Raw genomic sequence first — 17306 nt, 5'->3', positions numbered from 1 at the left:
GCCCGTCCTCCATTGCACGAGCTGCAGTCATGGACCGGGCGAAAACACTTCTTGCACTGACTCATGTTGAATTCCTTCGCGTTGTGGCCTGAACGAATACAGAGCTTCGCATGCTTCACCGCAACCATCAATCGTTTGAACGCACTACAATTCCCTTTGCGCGGCAGCGCATTAAGGCGATTGAACGACTTTCGCACCTGCCACTTCTCGGTCATGATTTGCCGATCGAGAAGAGATCGACCAATCGAGAGGCAGCCGTTCATCATGGGGTATCTGTACGGATTTTTCATTTTCGCGATTGTGTATTTCATCAGCGCATGGATCCTGACGGGCATAGCCAAGCGTCAGATTCGTGCGACCTTCACCGGTATCACGCCTCGGGATATCGAGCAGGCGATGGCGAACGCGGGCGTCTTCAAAGGCTGGGTCAAAGTGAATGGAGAAGGGCAGATCAACCAGCGGCTCGGATTTCTCCGAGGTGGCCGGAAGGACCGCCCCGTGATGTCCTTCTCCATCGAACCCGAAGATGACGCGGTCGTTCTCCAGATCTGGCTGTCCGAATGGATCGCGGTATGGGGTGCGATCGAGGTCGCTCACACCGTGCAGTTCCTGATGAAACGACGCAAAGCATTCGACGCCGTTGCCGCCCTTGAGCTCGAACGCACAACGGCGTGACGGTCTGCTCGAGAACAGCACACAGGGGGCTTCTGCCCCCGACAAGCTGACCAATACGGGGTCAACCGGATTCGAGGCTGCGACGATGACACTTCCGAATACGACTATCGAGGGACAAAGGCACCCAAGATCGAATCGACGCAATAGTCTGGTCTGACGGACAATGTGCGGTCTTCGACTCCGACATTCGGTACGACTTCGACATCCGGGTACAAGTACGTTGGGCATTATCGCTCTGCCCTTCGTACCGAGCTCGTTGCGCGGTGGCGCCACCGCGCATCATCTGTGTCGACACGACTGTGCTCCGATAAGAACCTCAGTCGACGGTGATTCCGAAATCCTCCGCCACACCGCGTAAGCCGGCTGCGTACCCTTGGCCGACTGCGCGGAACTTCCACCCACCGTTGCGCTGGTACATCTCACCGACGATGAGGGCTGTCTCGGTGCTCAACCCTGTGATCGGGAACGAAATGATGTTCGCTCCCGAATCCGAGTCGACCACGACCGCACATAGTCCCTGTAGTGCGGAGAATGTTCCCCCGTCGAGAGAACCCACGACGACGATGGTGTCCGCGTAAGAAGTTGCCGTCGTCAGATCCATTGCTACACAGTCGTTCACTGTCGCAATGTCCGTCGACCTCTCGTGCCGGACCGAACACTTGTCATGGCATGGCTGGTTGTAGAAGACGAAATCCGAATCGGATCGCACTCGTCCGTTGTTCGCCAACAACAATGCCGATGTATCCAATGTGGCTCCGGCGGGGCCGGTGTCCCACCGCAGCTCCACGCGCACACGGTGCGCGGACATTGCACAATTCGCGCCACGGGTCAGCACCACTGCCCCGATCGGCTGGTGTTCGTACTCCGAAACGGGGCTTCTCTCGGCCGGTGGATCCGCCACGCCTCGAGATGCCGGGTTCACGCTCGCACCCGAAATGACGCTCAGCCCATCGGCCACGCGGTCAGCGGCCACTTTGATGTCAGCCAGCGACGGAAGGCCAGGACCGCGCAGCCTCTCGATCAGTACGATCTGCTCGTACGCCAGCGCGACCTCGCACGAGTGGAACGCGAAACGTGTCAGTTCTTGCGGTATTCGACCCGCCACAGGCTCACCGATAACAGCGAAGACCGTGTGCGAGCCTTCCCACGGCGCGAGATGGACGGTGAAACGGCCCCCCTGCCCGTCGGCGAACTCTCTCAAGAAGGCGTCCCCACTTATTTTCGTCCATCCGTCAGCGATCAACTGCGCTCGGTGATCCCACGACAGTTCGAGCGGATCGCAGCCGACGGGCGCGAGCTCGTGTAGCCCAGGAAGGTGCCAAACCCGCCGGATAACGGACCGACCGAATATTTCTGCGAACGTGGCGGGGACGACCGAGCCACGGGCGATCGCCGTCGACCACGGTTGCCCCACCCCCAAGACCGGGTAGATGATCTCTTGAAGAATACGATTTCCATCAACGTTCGGGGCGACGGGCACGACGATTGCAGAGCCGTCGACACCATCGATTCCGAACCAGTACGAATTCGGCAGATCTGGAAACGCACCGAGGAGACCGCTTTCGGTGGTCGTCTCCGAGAAGATCGGTGCGGCTCTAGACGTGGCAAGGAAGCAATCGAAAACGTTCCCGGGGCCGTACACGATTACACTGACGCCGACGCTACTGATCAAATTGAATGCCGTTCGAACCGGATCCAACTCGTCGCCGCCGGGGTCGGACAGAGCAACCGTTTCAGGGCTGTCCGGCGACATCATCGGCAGTCCGTCCGGCGCGGTTTCTCCGGTTGCGGCAACCTGCCCCTCGTCGATCATCGTATTGATGACGTTGCGGACTTTTTCGCTTGTCAGTAGCTCCCCGATATTGTTCGAAACCGCCACGCCTTTGGCTCCCGCGTGCGTGAAGTAGTCCCAGATCTCATCTCGTGCGGGTCCGGGCCTCTCAAGAATTGCCTCGATCGCCGCAACTCTGTCTGGAAAATTGTCGCAGGCAATGGATTTGCAGATGTTTGTCAGTGCGCCGACGACCTTGGCGGTGTCGATGCGCCTCGAGTCACGACCACTCTCCGAGATCAGGGCGTCAGCGAGGGCCGCAAAACTCGGCCGCGCAGTCTGGTGCGCCTGCCAATTCGGCAGTGGAACAATCTTTTCCGAAGTCCAGTCGATGACAGTGCGCTGCCGCGTGAATATTCCCATGATGGCGTCTTTCTTTCTGTCGACACCTTTTTCAAGGTGCCGATCTCAAGCGCTGATGTTGCTGTGCTTCTCCCAGTAGCCATCGCGTGTGTTGCATAAGACACCGACGTTGCTGCACCTAGGACGGGTGACACGTTCGCCGAAATCGCTGCCGCCTCCGGGATAACCGTGGACACGCTTGCTGCACGTCTTGCGTTCCAGGGCGTACTCCCATCTCGGCGGTTTCCATGCGAATCGCACAGTACAGAGATGTTCGACCCTCCGAAATAGTCTGTTCAGTCGAATTCTGGTACACGCTTGCTGGCACCGCATCGCTCTTGTCGGCCCGAGGATCCATAGCGACACACATCTCATAGGATGCCTAGCAACTCTTTGCAGGCCCGCAGGACCGCGACGAATATGTTTCAATCCCAGACTGTGAGCCCGCCGCCAGCCATACTGACAGCCTTGAGGCGCAGCGACCGTCCACGCTTCGAAATCAGGATCGAAAAGCACTGTCAGGCTAGCGCCATCCGCGAAATCGATCCGCAGGTCGCCGTTATCGGAAGCGTGCGCACGGACCCCCCCTGCCCTCGAGACGCCTGACGGAGAGGTGCTCGGAGAGCGTTGCGTCCGGCGCACCTCGGAATCCTTCGGACCCGGGCTCATGGAGCTCACAACTCGATTCGATTCGCAGCTCGTAACTTTGATTCGTTTGCAGCGCGAGGGAGAACCCGAACTCCATGGACACGACCTCTGGACCTGCCAGCGGAATGTACACCCGCTACCACCCTTTCGTAACTGAAGTCGCGCCCCGTCGAACGTCTCACCGTGTGTTGACCCGTCGAACACCTCCCTATTGGACGCAGCAGCGCCGCGCGCGGTTCCACTCGGCTGACATTGAAGAGCCCCGTTGCGTGACGCTGTCTGTCCGTCGCCCCTCTCAGCTACTCCCCTCGCGCACGTCTCCGGTCCACGTCCGAGAAAGCAGATAACGAGCACGCATCGACACCGGCCGATCGCTTTCGATGCTGATAGTCCGCCACCGAATCGAAGGCTGCCGTAACGCCGACCGAGGTCGAGACGTACGTCATCGACTTGCCGCGCTGGAAGCCCAGATCGGCACCCACCTCGACGGCGTCGATGTTCGATCCCAGGAACACGAAGTCCCAGCTGTACTCGGCCTCCTGCCGCTGGATCAACTCCCGCACAGCCGAATTCGTCCACTCTTGGCTCGCGTTCTCGTGACCGTCGGTCATCACGAGAACGGTCACCGAGCCGGGACGCTCGTCCTCCGGTATCGCTGCCAGACCCGCGCCGACCTCGCTGATGAACCGGCCGATCGCGTCGTACAACGCGGTGCCACCCCGCGGCTCGAGCACGAGCGGGTCGACGTCCTCGATCGGCACGTTGTCGTAGACCAGCTCGTACCGGTTGTCGAACTGTGCGAGCGTGACGACGGTCCGACCGTCGGCCTCACGCTCCTTGGTGATGAACGAATCGAACCCACCGCGGGTGTCGTCGGCGATGGAATGCATCGAGCCGGACCTGTCGAGCAGAGCAGCAACGAGAGAGAGTTTCGGGTCGGTCATTGTTTCCTTCCACAGGATGCAGCCTGAGCCGCGTCGGGTGAATTAGATTGAGAGAGAACGGAAGAGCGATCGGCGACGGCTACCGCAGCACAACCGTCGTACCGCCAGAGAACGCCGAATCATGCAGCTCGATCTCGGCAGGCACGGTTCCCACGGGGACGTCGAACACGACGGTCGTGTCCAGCGCGTTGCCGGGATTGATCTGTTCGTAGCCGATGCCCTTGTCGAGGTAAGCAGTCGCGAGGCTGTCGACGGAGTACTGCTTTCCGTCCGCGTCGAGCAACTTCTGCGAGGACGCGTCCAAGCTCTGCGCCCGGTCGCCGATGTTGCGGACGGTCATCGTCACCTGGACGTACTCGCCCTGTGCGGTCTGCGTCAGATACTCCGAGCCGACAGTCGCGACGGGTGGTGCCACCGCGGTGACGACGAACTCGAACTTGCCGTCACGCACTGGTACGCCGATTCCCGGCTGAGCCGGCTCGGCCGGGGCCGCAGGAGCCGCTTCCTCCGACGCCGAGGATCCGGCCGGCGCGGGAGCTGTCGGGCTCTCCGACGAACCACCACCGATGAGCCGAATGACGACACCCAGCAGGACGATAGCCAATACAACGGTCAGGATCTTGTGTCGGCCAAACCAACTCTTTTTCTGCTCGGGAGCGGGCGGGGCGTACGGCTGCTGCTGGGGGTACGGGTTGTGGTTGGTCATGTCGAAATTCCTCTCGTTCGGCGATGCATCAACCACACCGCAGTCGGGCCTGTCCGCGCCTCGGCTGACCGGTCGGTGCGCCTCCTCCTTTCGGTCGCATCCGATCCACCATGCGGGCCGTTCGGATGATTCGCGGTGTCGGTGCTCGGCCGTACGCTGCAGTTCGTGAGCACCCACCGAACAGGCACCCTGCGCCGCAAAGCCTGGACTACGGCGGCGGTGGCATTCAGCCTGTTCTGCTCATTGATGACCGCCGGGTTGGCGGGCTCGTCCGGGACGCCCGGGTGGAACCTGGGCATCGGCGTCACGCTCAACCTGATCGCCGGTGTCGCCTTGATCTGGCGGCACGAACGGCCATGGGTGGTTCTGGGATTGGCGTTGGCCGGGCCGCTGTTCTTTGCGACCGATGCGACAGCAGCGTTGATTGCCCTGTTTGCCGTCTGTGCGTTCGCACGAACCAAGCCGCTGGTGATAGCTGCCGTCGCGGTATACGTCGCGTGCGGGGTGTCGTTGACGTACGACGCGCATCGCAGTCGGTACTACTCCGTCCTGACCCTCGGCTCGACGAAGGCCGAGGACGGGTCCATGCCGGTGGAGTGGGACGTCCCAGCGTGGATTCCGTGGGTCGTCGCGGCAGTGCTTGTCGGGTTGGTCGTGGGTGGAGCACTGCTGCACCGCACGCGATCCGACCTGACGGAGGCTGTGGTCACCCGAGACAAGGTGACGGTGGAGTCCAACGCTCTTCGTGAGGAGATGCTGCTGAATGCGGAACGTGCCCGCATTGCCCGCGACATGCACGACACCCTCGCTGCCAGCCTGAGTCGCATCTCATTGTTCGCAGGCGGAATGCAGGTCAACAGCGCCGATGGACCTGAGAAGGTAGCCCAAACTGCGTCGATGATTCGGCAGACCGCCCACGATGCGCTCGACGAGCTCAAGCGCATCATCGGTGTGCTGCGCGGATCGGCCGATGCCTCCAGCGGTGGCCGGCAGAGTGTCGAGGGCATCTCCGATCTGGTGCACTCGGCGCGGGGCGCGGGCCTGCACACGTCGCTGATGCTCGACGTGACGCCCGGCGAGATCGGCGCTGCAAGCAGTCATGTGGCGTATCGGGTGGTGCAGGAATCGCTCACCAACGCGCAGAAGCACGCTGGCGGTTCCACCATTCGAGTGGCGGTGCACGGGTCCGATCAGGCCGGAGTTCGTGTCGAGGTGCGCAATCAGCTGATGGGGCAACCGGCCTTTGCGCGTGGCTCGGGTATGGGGTTGGCAGGATTGGCCGAACAGGTCCGCGGGGTGGGCGGCACGTTCAGTGCCGGTGCGCAGCCGGGTGAGTTCGTGGTGTCGTGTTGGTTGCCGTGGTACTCCTGACGGACGGTGTCGGATGCGCGTTCTAAGCTCAGCGAACCATGACAGCGCCAGCCGTGATCACCGTTCTGATCGTCGACGACGACCCCTTCGTTCGGCGTGGAGTTTCGGACATCTTCGCGAAGACCCCGGACATTTCGGTGGTGGCCGACGTGGAGGACGGCGATCAGGTGCCCGCTGCGGTTTCGGCGTTCCGGCCGCACGTGGTGCTGATGGATCTTCAGATGCGTAGGGTCGGCGGACTGGACTCCACCCGCGAGTTGATGACGCTGGCCCATCCCCCGAAGGTCATTGCGATGACGGCGATGGATGTGGACGATCTGGTGGTACGGGCGATCGAGGCGGGGGCACATAGCTTCCTCAGCAAGAGCGAGGCACCCGAGACGTTCCATCAGTCAGTTCGGGCGGTGGCATCCGGCAACACGTTGTTCAGTGAGGATTCGCTCCGGAAGATTGTGGCGAAGTCGATGTTGCCGGCGGTTCCAGCATCGGTGTCGATGGACGTGCTGAGTCCACGGGAGCGAGATGTGCTGCGCATCTTGGCTACTGGCTCGACGAATGCGGATATCTCCTCCGAGCTGTACCTCAGCGAGACGACGGTGAAGACCCATATCTCCGGGATCTTCGTGAAACTCGGTGTGCGCAATCGAGTCGAGGCGGCACTGGCCGCCTTCCGGGCCGGAATGGTCACGTGAGTGAGCCGTGCCAGCTTGCGCTGACAGGCGGCCTCAGGGCCACGACGGAGCAAAACACGACCGAACTCGCGCTGCGCAGCCTCGGCGATGGTTGGGGCCGTCCTCTCCCTGCAACTACCACTTTCTGAGTCGGTCAAGGCGGGTACTAGGGTCGTCCGAGGCGAGGTGGTTCACACCCTTCATTCGACTGCAAGTGGACCTCACCGCATTCGGACTCGAAGCCGTGCAGTCGGCAAGACCGCCGACTACACGGCGTTCCAGTCCGCACGCACTTTTCAAACGCTCAAGCAGGGTCGCTTGCACTACGCAGGAGGTGTTCGGGTCCTGAGCCGAGTGGCCCATACATTGCAATCGAGGCCCCTCAGCGTCTCAGCCGAGTACGTTCATTGAGGTGACGACTATATGGGGAATACACAATAACCGGCCGGAGATCAATCCCATCTCTGATGGCGCGGTCCGCATCGGCTGGGACGACATGGGTGATCTCTCAGCCCTTGACGCCAGTCGCGATGCCTTTAAAGCCGCAATGATCGAGCGCCTTCCCGATACCGAACCTGGCGCAGTACCCGTGAACGCCGGCACTTTGTATCGATTCGTCCACGAGATCGCTGTTGGAGACACCGTCGTGTCACCGAATCGATCCACTAAGACACTCAATATTGGAACAGTGACCGGAGGATACGAGTTTCGTCCCGAATTGGCCGCTCACAGACACTGGCGTCCAGTCGAGTGGGTTTCGACAGGGGTGCCGAGGACAGAGCTTTCAATTTCTGCTCAAAATGAAATAAGTTCTCTGATAACGCTTTTCACTATTACGACTGGCCACGAAGAGATCGAGCAACTACTTGCTACACCGCCGGTAAGCAACAGCCCAGACTTTTCGTGGACACCTTTCTACTCCGAGCTCGCGAGCGCGATTCTAGCGATGCACGGGGACCGGCAACGACTACTCGACCACCTGTGGTCGATAGCAAAAGTATCCGGACGTGAACACCTCTTCAAATATCTGAAAACGGACCACAGAACTGACGGCACGTTTGGTCCAATCCGCGATGTCGACCCATTCACCCTCTTCGGCCCGTTCAACCGTGGGATCAAAGAGTCCGCGCGAGTCGATATCGCTGCCGCATATCGGATACAGTTCGAGCTTACGTCACAAGCGCCAACGGGATTCGCAGGGATCCCGGTTGTGAACAACCTGAACTCCTGGTTCATAGGCTGGGAGGAAGCCCGAAAACCGGAGGACGTCGAAAACTTGTGGGCTCTGTGCCAGGCAGCGATTGAACTCGCCGACGCGCCGAGCGAGTCGGCGAAGGAAGCGCTGGTCGCCGCGTTCGACGCTTGCGCGGTTGGAAACACCCGCCAGCTCACGATGGGCATCTACTGGATTCGCCCTCTTGCGTTCGCTGCATACGACGGCGTAAACTCCGCGTACCTTACTAAGCATCGTCCGGATTTAACAAAGCGCCTCACACTGCGAGCGAAAATCAGTGGTGAAGAGTTCTTGGCGAACACCGAGGCCATAAGGGAATGGATTGCCGACCCCTCAACGCCCTTCAATTCCATTCCGGAATTGTCCTACGCTGCTTGGATCGACGGCCTGACGCCGAAAGCAATTAACCCTCAGCCAGCTCAAGGGGATGACACAACAACAGACGCGATTTCAAGCATCAACGATGATCTCACACTGATCGGAGATAGCTACAGCGCCCAGTCCATTCGCGAGGACGGTTGCTTTGTTCCGACCAATGAGCTCGAAGCCATTTTGGAGCGATTGACCAGTAAGAAAAATCTAGTCCTCCAAGGACCCCCAGGAACTGGAAAAACATGGCTTGCCCGCAGAATCGCTTGGGCGTTGTGCAACGAGCGCGAGACTGAGCGCGTAGTAGTCGTCCAATTTCATCCGTCGCTGGCTTACGAAGATTTTGTCCGCGGTTGGAGGCCGTCCAGTACTGGAAAATTGGCGCTTGAGGATGGCCCATTCTTGAAACTATGCGAAGACGCCCGAAACCATCCGAAAAAGGACTACGTTATCGTCATCGAGGAAGTAAATCGCGGTAATCCCGCGCAGATATTCGGCGAACTTTTAACACTCATAGAGGCCGACAAGAGATCAAATCAGAACGCGATGCGACTCGCATACCCTCGCTACGACGAAGAAAGGTTTTCAGTTCCCGGCAACGTTCACATAATTGGAACCATGAATGTGGCGGACCGCTCGCTGGCACTTGTCGACATGGCTTTGCGTAGGCGGTTTGCATTCATCGAACTGACACCGTCGTTTGGCGATGACTGGGCACAGCACGTAAGCGGGCTAGGATACGACCTTGAAGTTCTCGAAGCCTTCGGAAGTCGAATCACCCTAGTAAACCGTGATATCGCGAACGACCACGCTCTGGGCAAGCAGTATGCGATCGGCCATAGCTTTTTCACACCGAACTTTAAACTAGAACTGACAGGGCTCGGTACTGTCGAGTGGATCCAACGAGTCATTGATACCGAAATTGTGCCGCTACTGGACGAATACTGGTACGACCGTCCCGACCTCGCGCAAGCTGCTGCAAAAAATCTGCGCGGAGCTTGAGATGGTTCGAGTCCCGGTTCGCAATATTTGGCTCCTACAGCTTTTTGCATCCGATCTATACCGAGCGAAGGGCGAATCTTTCGCGGGCGCGGAATCCACACCCGAAGACCTGCCCCGAATGGTGGCCGACATACTTTCCGATGAGGTGACCAGGCGACTGCACACGGGTCTATCTGTCGGTTTTTCGAGAACAGATGCTAGTGTTCGTAGAGTACGAGGCCGAATTGATCTTCTCTCCACCGAACGCCGCCAGCTTTTGGACAGGGGACTAATCAATTGTCAATTTGATGAGACAGTCACCGACACACTTGGCAACAGACTGGTCAAATCTGCACTCGAACGCGCCGCAGTCCTAATCCCGACGATCGGCCGCTACCGAGCACTCGCCCTCCAGTTGGCCGCGGCTGGAGTGAGCGGGCCGAGGCCTAGGCTGGCTGATGTTCCAGGCCTACGACATCAGCGGCTACTAGCACGCGATCAGCTTATGCTTGCCGCGGCGGACCTCGTTCTGACTTTGTCCATACCCGACCCGAGCCAGAAGACGTTCAGCTTTCACGCGCCATACGAATCTGATGAATACCTGCGCGCGCTTTTCGAGAAGGCCGCATATGGTTTTTATCGGATGCGTTTGCAGCCGCAGGGTTGGCGCGTCGAACACTCGAAGAAACTTTACTGGTCGGTGGACAAGCAGTCCGAAGGCATGCAGGCAATATTCCCCGGAATGAAGACCGATATTGTACTGACGAAATCAACAGGCAACGAACCTGATTCGCCGAATCGCCGAATCATCATAGACACGAAGTTTACTTCGATAACTTCCGCAGGGTGGTATCGAGAAAACACCCTGAAAAGTGGTTACGTCTACCAGATTTATGCCTACTTGATGTCCCAAAGTCACAATGAAACGACAAATGAAAAATCCGAGGGTCTGATGCTCCACCCTGTAGTGCACGGTCACGTTGACGAAGAAATTACGATTCGTGGCCACAGAATCAGGTTCGTGACTGTAGACCTGCAGGCCGATGCAACGTCACTGGCCAGACAACTGATCGAAGCTATCGAGCCACCGAAGGATTACGACGCGCAAACGACCAAGCCAGGATCGAAGCTAGCCGAATGAAGTTCACTCCATTCACTAGGCCCGCTTTCAGGATGTAGACGACACCGGCAGACCGGACCGGACCGATATCAAAGCTGGTGATCGACGAATTCCGCCGCGGCAAGCCACGGTAGATCCGCTGCCAGATGCCCAAAACCCGGGTCCACATCGGTACGTCAAACACCAGATTTGTCCAATTCAGCGTTTCTCGGGCATGCCAAGCTAGCCGGGCAGTAGGGCATCAGTAACCATAATCACTTGACTTCATGGCAGATTCAACGTTCCAGACAACATCGAACACTTCGCGTTCGCTGCGCTTGGGGGCCGCGTCACTTCAGCTTTTGCTCTTTTCAAGAGATGGCAATCGAACGCCTACTCTGCACTTCGCCTGAGAACATGGGCACGATCCTGCCGAGCAAACACCAGCATCACCTGATTCACCGTCTCCCCCGTCGCCCGGCCAAGCAAATCCGCGTACACCGACAGCTGTGTCCAGTAGGCATCCAGCGTTCTTGCCGTAACCCCCACATCGGTCTTGTAGTCCACGATCACCAGCGACCCGTCGTCTTCGCGATACACCAGGTCCGCAATTCCCTCGACCACGATGGTCTCGTCAGGCGACATGCCCGCGAGCTGCATTTCCTGCCAATGCTCGCGCGAAGCAGCACGCTTTACAGGTTCTGATTCAAACACCGATTTCGCCAAAAGCACGAACCGATCGAGATCGACCAAATCCGCTAAAGTGCCCGCGTTCCGGGCCTTATCCTCGAACTCAATGTCGAGGGCCGCATCGAGCGGCACCGTCTCCAACAGCGCATGCAATGCGACACCCAGCGTCGTGCCGCTCTTGACAGACCCGACCAGTGGGGCAACCACCTCGATAGAGCTCGCAGGAAAGACAAGGTCTGCCGATCGGTACTCCTCCAACACTGCTTCGTGTACGAGCAGAACCGGATGCGCAATCTGCGTCGCCGACACCGTCGACGGCAGCGCAGAAATCTCAGCCACCCGCGCAGTCTCGGCCTGCCATTCGTCCCAGCTCTGTGAGGCAATGGAACTCGACTGTCCACTGTCTTCGACCCGCACTGGCTCGATCAAATCGGGAACCACGTTGGGAACGCCCTCGGTTCCTGCAGCGAGAGTCTTGCCCCAACTCCCCTTCGCACCGACATAGCCCGAAACAGCCAGAATGCTCTCCGCCCGGGTGCATGCCACGTACAGCAGACGAACGCGTTCCGCCTCAGTGTGCGCCTTCTCAAGCGTGGACACACTTGTGTAGTCGACGGATTGCACTGATGCACAGACATTCAGCTGCATCGTCCCGTCATCACCCCACACCACCGGGTCGGATGTCGTCCGGAAACCTCCACTCATCCCCGCGACGACTACCATCGGAAACTGCAATCCCTTGGCTGCGTGCATGGTCATGATCCGTACAGCATTGACCCCGACTTCAGGCAACACCGCTTCGGTGACGCGCGCGTTCTCGTCCTGCTGGGTTTGTGCCCACGCAAGATAGTCCCGCAGATCACCGCCGTCCTCGCCATACCACGCGTGCGCCTGATCGACGACGAATCGCAGTCGACGCCACACATCTCGGTGCCGTGGTGAATCCATCGACACCTCGAACACCCGACGGTCAGCAGCCAAGCGACTGAGCAGTGCACCAGGACTCAACAATCCCAGCTCGAACCAGACCGACTTCAGATATGCACGACCCGCCGCGACCGCCGAATCCCGCAGACCCGCGGGTGCGTCAGAGAAGAAGTCCCACCGTCCTCCCGCTGCCTTCCACCGCAGCAGATCATCGTCCCCGCAACCGAACAGCGGCGTCCGCAGTGCAGCAACAACCGCAGCTTCGTTCGCGGTATCCGCCAGGGCGCGGCAAGTGACGAGCAGATCATGGACCTCCTGCGTCGAATAGACCAACGACGATGCTTCGGAACGGAACTCGATACCGGCGTCATCCAGTGATCGCTCAAGAAACGGCAGAACCGAACGCGACGGGATGAGGATGCAGATGTCGCTCAACGTCACTGGTCGATGCGTGTACTCGCCGAATCCACCCGACTCCTTTTGCCAACCCTGGTCGAGCGCGGTCGCGATGATGCGCGCGACATCCCGTGATTCCCGGGCGCGCAGCACCTCTGACGCAGTTAACAAGTGCTCGTCTTTGACTGCCTCGCCGGAGTCTTGGAAGACGAAGGGAGCCGGGCCCCACCCTGTGCCGACGGACCATTCCGGTCTACCTGGTGCTGGATCGAGCGGCGTGTAATCGGGCTGAACATAGCCGTTGGGGACGACCAGGGATCCGAACACCGAGTTCACCCAATCCAGAACAGGTTTCGTGGATCGGAAGTTCGTGGTGAGTCGAACTATGTCAGCGGTATCCGTGGCATCACGCGCCGCCATGTAGGACGCGATGTCTGCGCGACGGAACCTGTAGATCGACTGCTTCGGATCCCCCACCGTGAACAACCGGCCCGACTCGTCCCGACCGTCGACGATCAACCGGGCAATCTCGAGCTGCAGAGGGTCGGTGTCCTGGAACTCGTCCAGCATGATCCGCCGATAGGAGTTGTGGACGATCCGACGAACGTCGTCATCACGCAACACGTTTCGGGCGTAGACGAGCAGATCGTGGAACTCAAGCTCGCCCCGTCGACGACGCTCGGCGGCCTCGTCGACAATGACGCGGGAAAGATGATGCACGACGATCGCCAACGCAGACGCAACGTACCTCGTCCGCTCGGCAGCGGCGGCAGCGTTCAACTCGTCGATCGAGCCCTTGATCTCCTTGACCTGCGGAGCGCCGCCCACCCAGTTGGATCCCCTGCCGCCGCTGCCTTTCGACGGGCACTCCGCTGCGACTGCGATCCAGGCGGCGGAAGACCGGGCGTCGGCCAGAGCGACTCGCCACTCGGCTATCAACGACAACCGAGTGGCCAGTATGTCGGACGGGTCGGTGCAGTCCCTCGCGGAATCGACGACCTCATCCGCAGCACGCAGGAGAGAATCGATATCCGCAAAGGCCACCGTCGGCGCAACGTGGTCGACGACCAATCGGTCCCAGCTTCGATCGAGTGCGTCGGCGAGAGTTCGTACCTGATCGAGCGATGCTCCTGCGCCCAGGATGATGCGCATCGCGTCGGTGAGTCCGCTGGGAACGGCGTGTTCATCCGCAAACAGTGCAGCACGCATACGCCTCCAACGGCGCTCGAACGAGAGCTGCGAACCCATCGCATCCACGACGGCCACACGCGGCGGTACCCCTGCCTCCAGCGGATGTTCGCTGACGATGCGTGCGGCAAACGAATGCAGCGTCCCGATCGCGGCAGTGTCGATCTGCTGCATTGCCTTCTCTGCAGCATCACCGGAGAAGGACGCGAGATGTGTTCGGACTCGTTCACGGAGTTCGGCCGCAGCCTTCTCGGTGAACGTGATGGCCGCGATACGGTCGAGTTCAATGCCATCGACGAGTACGAGGTGACAGATGCGCTCGACGAGTGAGTGCGTCTTGCCGCTTCCTGCGCCGGCTTCGACGAACAGCGTTGCAGAGGTGTCGGTTGCGATGCGTGTCCGATCGAAGCGGTCGACCAAAAGAGTGTCTTCGTCTGCGATGTCAGTCTCCGTACTTCGCGCGGTAGTCGGCGAGCTCGGGCACATCTCGCAGACTCGACCACGCTCGTTCCAGTCCGGCTTTCCCGATGAGGTCGATCAGCGGGTTGGCCCAGAAGCTGTCCGGTGGACGCGGCGGAAAGTACCCGGCTCGAATCATTCTGTGCACCCGGAAGATATCTGCCTTCAGCACTTCGACTGCGGCATCGGTGAGCGGATAGCCGATGGTCTCGTACTTCGCTTTGTGGTTGACGAACCAGTACCGCGTCGTGACGTCGTCACCCATGGTCAGCGCCAGCAGTCCATACACGGGAAGCTGGAACTTGGTACCGCCGTCGGTCGGCTCGGATTCGGAGAGCTTCTTGTATGACGTCGCCTGACCGGACTTGTAGTCGGTGACCCGGATACGACCATCGGTATGCCGATCGATCCGGTCGATCTTCCCGGCGAACGCTACCTTCTCGCCGACTAGATCGAGCACCACCACATCGGGCTCAACGCCGAAGTTCCGTTCGACATGGAGTGGTGTCCATCCCCCTTCGCGGTCGGTTCGGTCGAGCTCGAACCACTCGACAAGTTCGCGACGGATGATGCTGCTGTCTTTCTCCCACAGCTGCGGCAGCCATCCGGGAGCGTCGACGCGGGCGTCGGCCAGGACCTCTTCGGAGACCTCGATGAGGTGCTCGAGAGTTGCGTCGGTGCCGTCGATCGTTCCTTGGACGTAGCGCTCGAGGGAAAGGTGAATCAGGTTGCCGCGGGTCAGCGGATCGAGCTGCGCGGCGTCGTCGGGGTCATCGAGTGTGTCGACGCCGAGGACTGTCTTGACGAAGAAGCGGTACGGACTCGCCACCCAGTCTTCGAGCCTGCTCGCCGACACCGGTTTATCGAAGAACGTGACGGCGTTCTCGATGTGGGAGACGTTGCCGTTGAAGCGGGTGAATTTGCCCTTCAGTCTGTCGCTGCGAAGTTCCATCCCCGCGTTGACAATCGAGTCGTCCAGGGCACCCCGGCGGTAATCTGCTGCGTGCTCTGCCAGTGCTCCCAGCCGCCATTCGGTCTCCGAGGCGGCACTGACGCCGATGCGAGGATCGACGGTCTGCGTCGAGACGTCGAACGACTCGACCGTGACGATGGACTCGACGTCGGCAGTCTGCTTCTGCCAGTCGACGACGCCGATCTTGTTTCCGGACAAGGCATCCAATGTGGGCATGAGCCAGCGCGACGGAACCTTCTCCGCTCCCCCACGCATACTCCCGCGAGGGAATGACACGATGCGGTGATGGTCTCCGGACTCAAGCGTGGCCAGGAACTGCGACTTCTCTCGTTGGATCTCGTCGGCGAGAGTGCGGCCGACGAGTGTGCTCGGCAGCAGCGGATCCTCGCGTCGTGTGGCGGGAAGAATGCCCTCGGCCGCGCCGACGACGATGCATACGTCGAAGTCTCGTCCTGCGCCGGCGGCCAGTGGGCCGACGGTGACGGCGGATGTCGTGGTTCCGACTGTCTTCGGTACCGCATCGATTCGCACGGAGATCGCGTTGACGATTCCCGACAGGGTGGGCGGCGGTGCCACGCCGTCCAGCTCGCCGAGCTCCTGGCAGATCGTCATCAAGTCGCGTATGTCCTTGGTGGCGGAACTATCTGGCTGTTTCGACCGGCTGTTGAAGTACCGCCCTAGAACATCGATCACGCATCGCGATGCCTCGGACCACGTCGCGGCGTGTGCAACCGCATTGAGATCGTCGCGGAGGGTGGTCACCAATGAATGCACTGCTGTGGCGACGTCGGCGTCACGGTCCTCGGGGTCTAGCTCCGCGAGTCTTTCCCAATCGGAGCCGCCGACAATCTGGATCCTTGCGCGAGTCAGTCGCTCTACGCGCCGAAGTGGAAGAGCTGCGATAGGAGTTCCGTAGTACCAGGTCACGACGCGTTCGGACAGGATCGACAGCAGTTCGCGTCGAGGCATGGTGTCTGTGTCGATACTGAGTAGTCGACGTAGTGATCGTGCGGCCGGCCGATGTCTCATGGTGTGGCACTGCTCGCCAGCGAATTTGATTCCTGCGCTGCCGAAGTGCTCGTGGATCAAACGTAGGTAAGGATCGGAGTTCGCAAAGAACAGACCGATCCGGTGTCCCGGAACTCCAGCTGAGAGATGCTGCCGGACCAGCCTGGTGATCGACCGAACCTCGTCGTCGGCGTCGGAAGCGTGAATCACCATGGTGCCCAGCGGTTCAACATTGCTTTCAATCAGCTGACCACGGTTCGAAAGAGCTTCGAGAAACTGCGCCGCTCCGGCGTCCGCTGCTGTCGGGAGAAACACCACCACCTCACCCAGCTCATCGATGCGAGATGTAGCGGCGGCGTATGCCTCGTGCGGAAGGTAGTGCGTCTCGGTGTGCGCGGCGGTGGCGGAAGTGTGGACACGGAGCATGTCTCGCACAAGAGGAGTCGCATCTACGTGCGACCGATCAGCTACCGTACCGAGTGTGCGCGAGGCAGCGGCCAGAGCTTCGGCGGTAATGGGCTGATCCGCAACATCGACGAAGACACCGGGCTCGTCGGCAAGCACCTTCTGCACTGACGCGGCGAGATACGGGAACGGCAGTGGCACTCGGGGTGCCAGTGCCGGTGCCGCGAGCTTGGTGACGGCCAGGTCCACAGTGAGGACTTGCACGTTGGCGACGCCGCCGTGCCGGGCGAGGTACTGCAGGACATCTCGGATCGCGCCGCGCGTGGGGACGACAACCGTAACGAGACACAGCGGCTTCTCGTGCTTGGCCAACGAAACCGCATGTGCAA

The 17306-nt window shown here is 60.1% G+C and carries 12 protein-coding genes; 6 read left to right on the top strand and 6 right to left on the bottom strand.

Features of this window, described 5'->3' with window-relative positions; genetic code table 11:
• The first annotated feature begins 63 nt into the window (after positions 1-63).
• Positions 64-675 carry a hypothetical protein gene (locus CH296_RS18140; RefSeq protein ID WP_179277763.1) on the top strand — a complete coding sequence of 204 codons (612 nt, stop codon included), beginning with the start codon at positions 64-66 and terminating at the stop codon, positions 673-675.
• A gap of 316 nt (positions 676-991) precedes the next feature.
• On the opposite strand, the gene CH296_RS28995 is transcribed toward CH296_RS18140, so the two are convergent.
• The gene (locus CH296_RS28995) at positions 992-1510 is read right to left on the bottom strand and encodes a TerD family protein (RefSeq protein ID WP_256980504.1); all 519 of its coding nucleotides are present in this window, start codon (positions 1508-1510) and stop codon (positions 992-994) included.
• A gap of 730 nt (positions 1511-2240) precedes the next feature.
• Between CH296_RS28995 and CH296_RS28990 the strand changes: the two genes are divergently transcribed.
• Positions 2241-2582: a hypothetical protein gene (locus CH296_RS28990; protein WP_179277761.1), complete on the top strand. Its 342-nt coding sequence runs from the start codon at positions 2241-2243 to the stop codon at positions 2580-2582.
• A 332-nt stretch (positions 2583-2914) separates the two neighbouring features.
• Here the strand turns inward: CH296_RS28990 and CH296_RS29885 are convergent, their stop codons facing one another.
• From CH296_RS29885 to CH296_RS18120, 3 genes are all read right to left on the bottom strand, one after another.
• A complete protein-coding gene (locus CH296_RS29885) occupies positions 2915-3517 on the bottom strand; it encodes a DUF6188 family protein (RefSeq protein WP_373557291.1) in 603 nt (200 codons plus the stop codon).
• 278 nt (positions 3518-3795) lie between these two features.
• On the bottom strand, positions 3796-4440 hold the full coding sequence (locus CH296_RS18125; protein ID WP_094685405.1) for a vWA domain-containing protein: 645 nt from the start codon (positions 4438-4440) through the stop codon (positions 3796-3798).
• A gap of 79 nt (positions 4441-4519) precedes the next feature.
• Positions 4520-5146 (bottom strand): DUF4352 domain-containing protein, encoded by a 627-nt coding sequence (locus tag CH296_RS18120; protein ID WP_094685404.1) that lies wholly within the window; start codon positions 5144-5146, stop codon positions 4520-4522.
• A 165-nt stretch (positions 5147-5311) separates the two neighbouring features.
• On the opposite strand from CH296_RS18120, the gene CH296_RS18115 reads away from it, so the two are divergent.
• The 4 genes from CH296_RS18115 to CH296_RS18100 all read left to right on the top strand — a co-directional run bounded on the left by CH296_RS18115 (position 5312) and on the right by CH296_RS18100 (position 10913).
• Positions 5312-6517, top strand: a complete 1206-nt coding sequence (locus tag CH296_RS18115; protein WP_306436982.1) for a sensor histidine kinase — start codon at positions 5312-5314, stop codon at positions 6515-6517.
• A 38-nt stretch (positions 6518-6555) separates the two neighbouring features.
• The gene (locus CH296_RS18110; RefSeq protein ID WP_094685403.1) at positions 6556-7209 is read left to right on the top strand and encodes a response regulator transcription factor; all 654 of its coding nucleotides are present in this window, start codon (positions 6556-6558) and stop codon (positions 7207-7209) included.
• 391 nt (positions 7210-7600) lie between these two features.
• The gene (locus CH296_RS29595) at positions 7601-9793 is read left to right on the top strand and encodes an AAA family ATPase (RefSeq protein ID WP_256980497.1); all 2193 of its coding nucleotides are present in this window, start codon (positions 7601-7603) and stop codon (positions 9791-9793) included.
• 1 nt (position 9794) lies between these two features.
• Complete coding sequence (locus tag CH296_RS18100) at positions 9795-10913, top strand: hypothetical protein (protein WP_094685402.1); 1119 nt, start codon at positions 9795-9797, stop codon at positions 10911-10913.
• 351 nt (positions 10914-11264) lie between these two features.
• On the opposite strand, the gene CH296_RS18095 is transcribed toward CH296_RS18100, so the two are convergent.
• Together CH296_RS18095 and CH296_RS18090 are read right to left on the bottom strand one after the other, a co-directional pair.
• On the bottom strand, positions 11265-14558 hold the full coding sequence (locus CH296_RS18095; RefSeq protein WP_094685401.1) for an exodeoxyribonuclease V subunit beta: 3294 nt from the start codon (positions 14556-14558) through the stop codon (positions 11265-11267).
• The gene (locus CH296_RS18090) at positions 14515-17289 is read right to left on the bottom strand and encodes a PD-(D/E)XK nuclease family protein (RefSeq protein ID WP_256980496.1); all 2775 of its coding nucleotides are present in this window, start codon (positions 17287-17289) and stop codon (positions 14515-14517) included. The genes CH296_RS18095 and CH296_RS18090 overlap by 44 nt, the downstream gene beginning before the upstream one ends.
• Positions 17290-17306: the final 17 nt, after the last annotated feature.

It is taken from the genome of Rhodococcus sp. 14-2496-1d (genome assembly GCF_002259365.1).
In the GTDB taxonomy this organism is placed as follows: Bacteria; Actinomycetota; Actinomycetes; order Mycobacteriales; family Mycobacteriaceae; genus Rhodococcoides.
The sequence above is the reverse complement of the archived record's forward strand: the minus strand, read 5'-3'. Positions and strand labels throughout refer to the sequence as shown.

What these genes read in the sequence shown, in the direction of transcription:
- CH296_RS18110 (WP_094685403.1), top strand. Translation starts at nt 6,556, where the DNA reads ATGACAGCGCCAGCCGTGATCACCGTTCTGATCGTCGACGACGACCCC.
- CH296_RS18095 (WP_094685401.1), bottom strand. Translation starts at nt 14,558, where the DNA reads ATGTGCCCGAGCTCGCCGACTACCGCGCGAAGTACGGAGACTGACATC.
- CH296_RS29885 (WP_373557291.1), bottom strand. Translation starts at nt 3,517, where the DNA reads ATGAGCCCGGGTCCGAAGGATTCCGAGGTGCGCCGGACGCAACGCTCT.
- CH296_RS18100 (WP_094685402.1), top strand. Translation starts at nt 9,795, where the DNA reads ATGGTTCGAGTCCCGGTTCGCAATATTTGGCTCCTACAGCTTTTTGCA.
- CH296_RS18140 (WP_179277763.1), top strand. Translation starts at nt 64, where the DNA reads ATGTTGAATTCCTTCGCGTTGTGGCCTGAACGAATACAGAGCTTCGCA.
- CH296_RS18125 (WP_094685405.1), bottom strand. Translation starts at nt 4,440, where the DNA reads ATGACCGACCCGAAACTCTCTCTCGTTGCTGCTCTGCTCGACAGGTCC.
- CH296_RS18120 (WP_094685404.1), bottom strand. Translation starts at nt 5,146, where the DNA reads ATGACCAACCACAACCCGTACCCCCAGCAGCAGCCGTACGCCCCGCCC.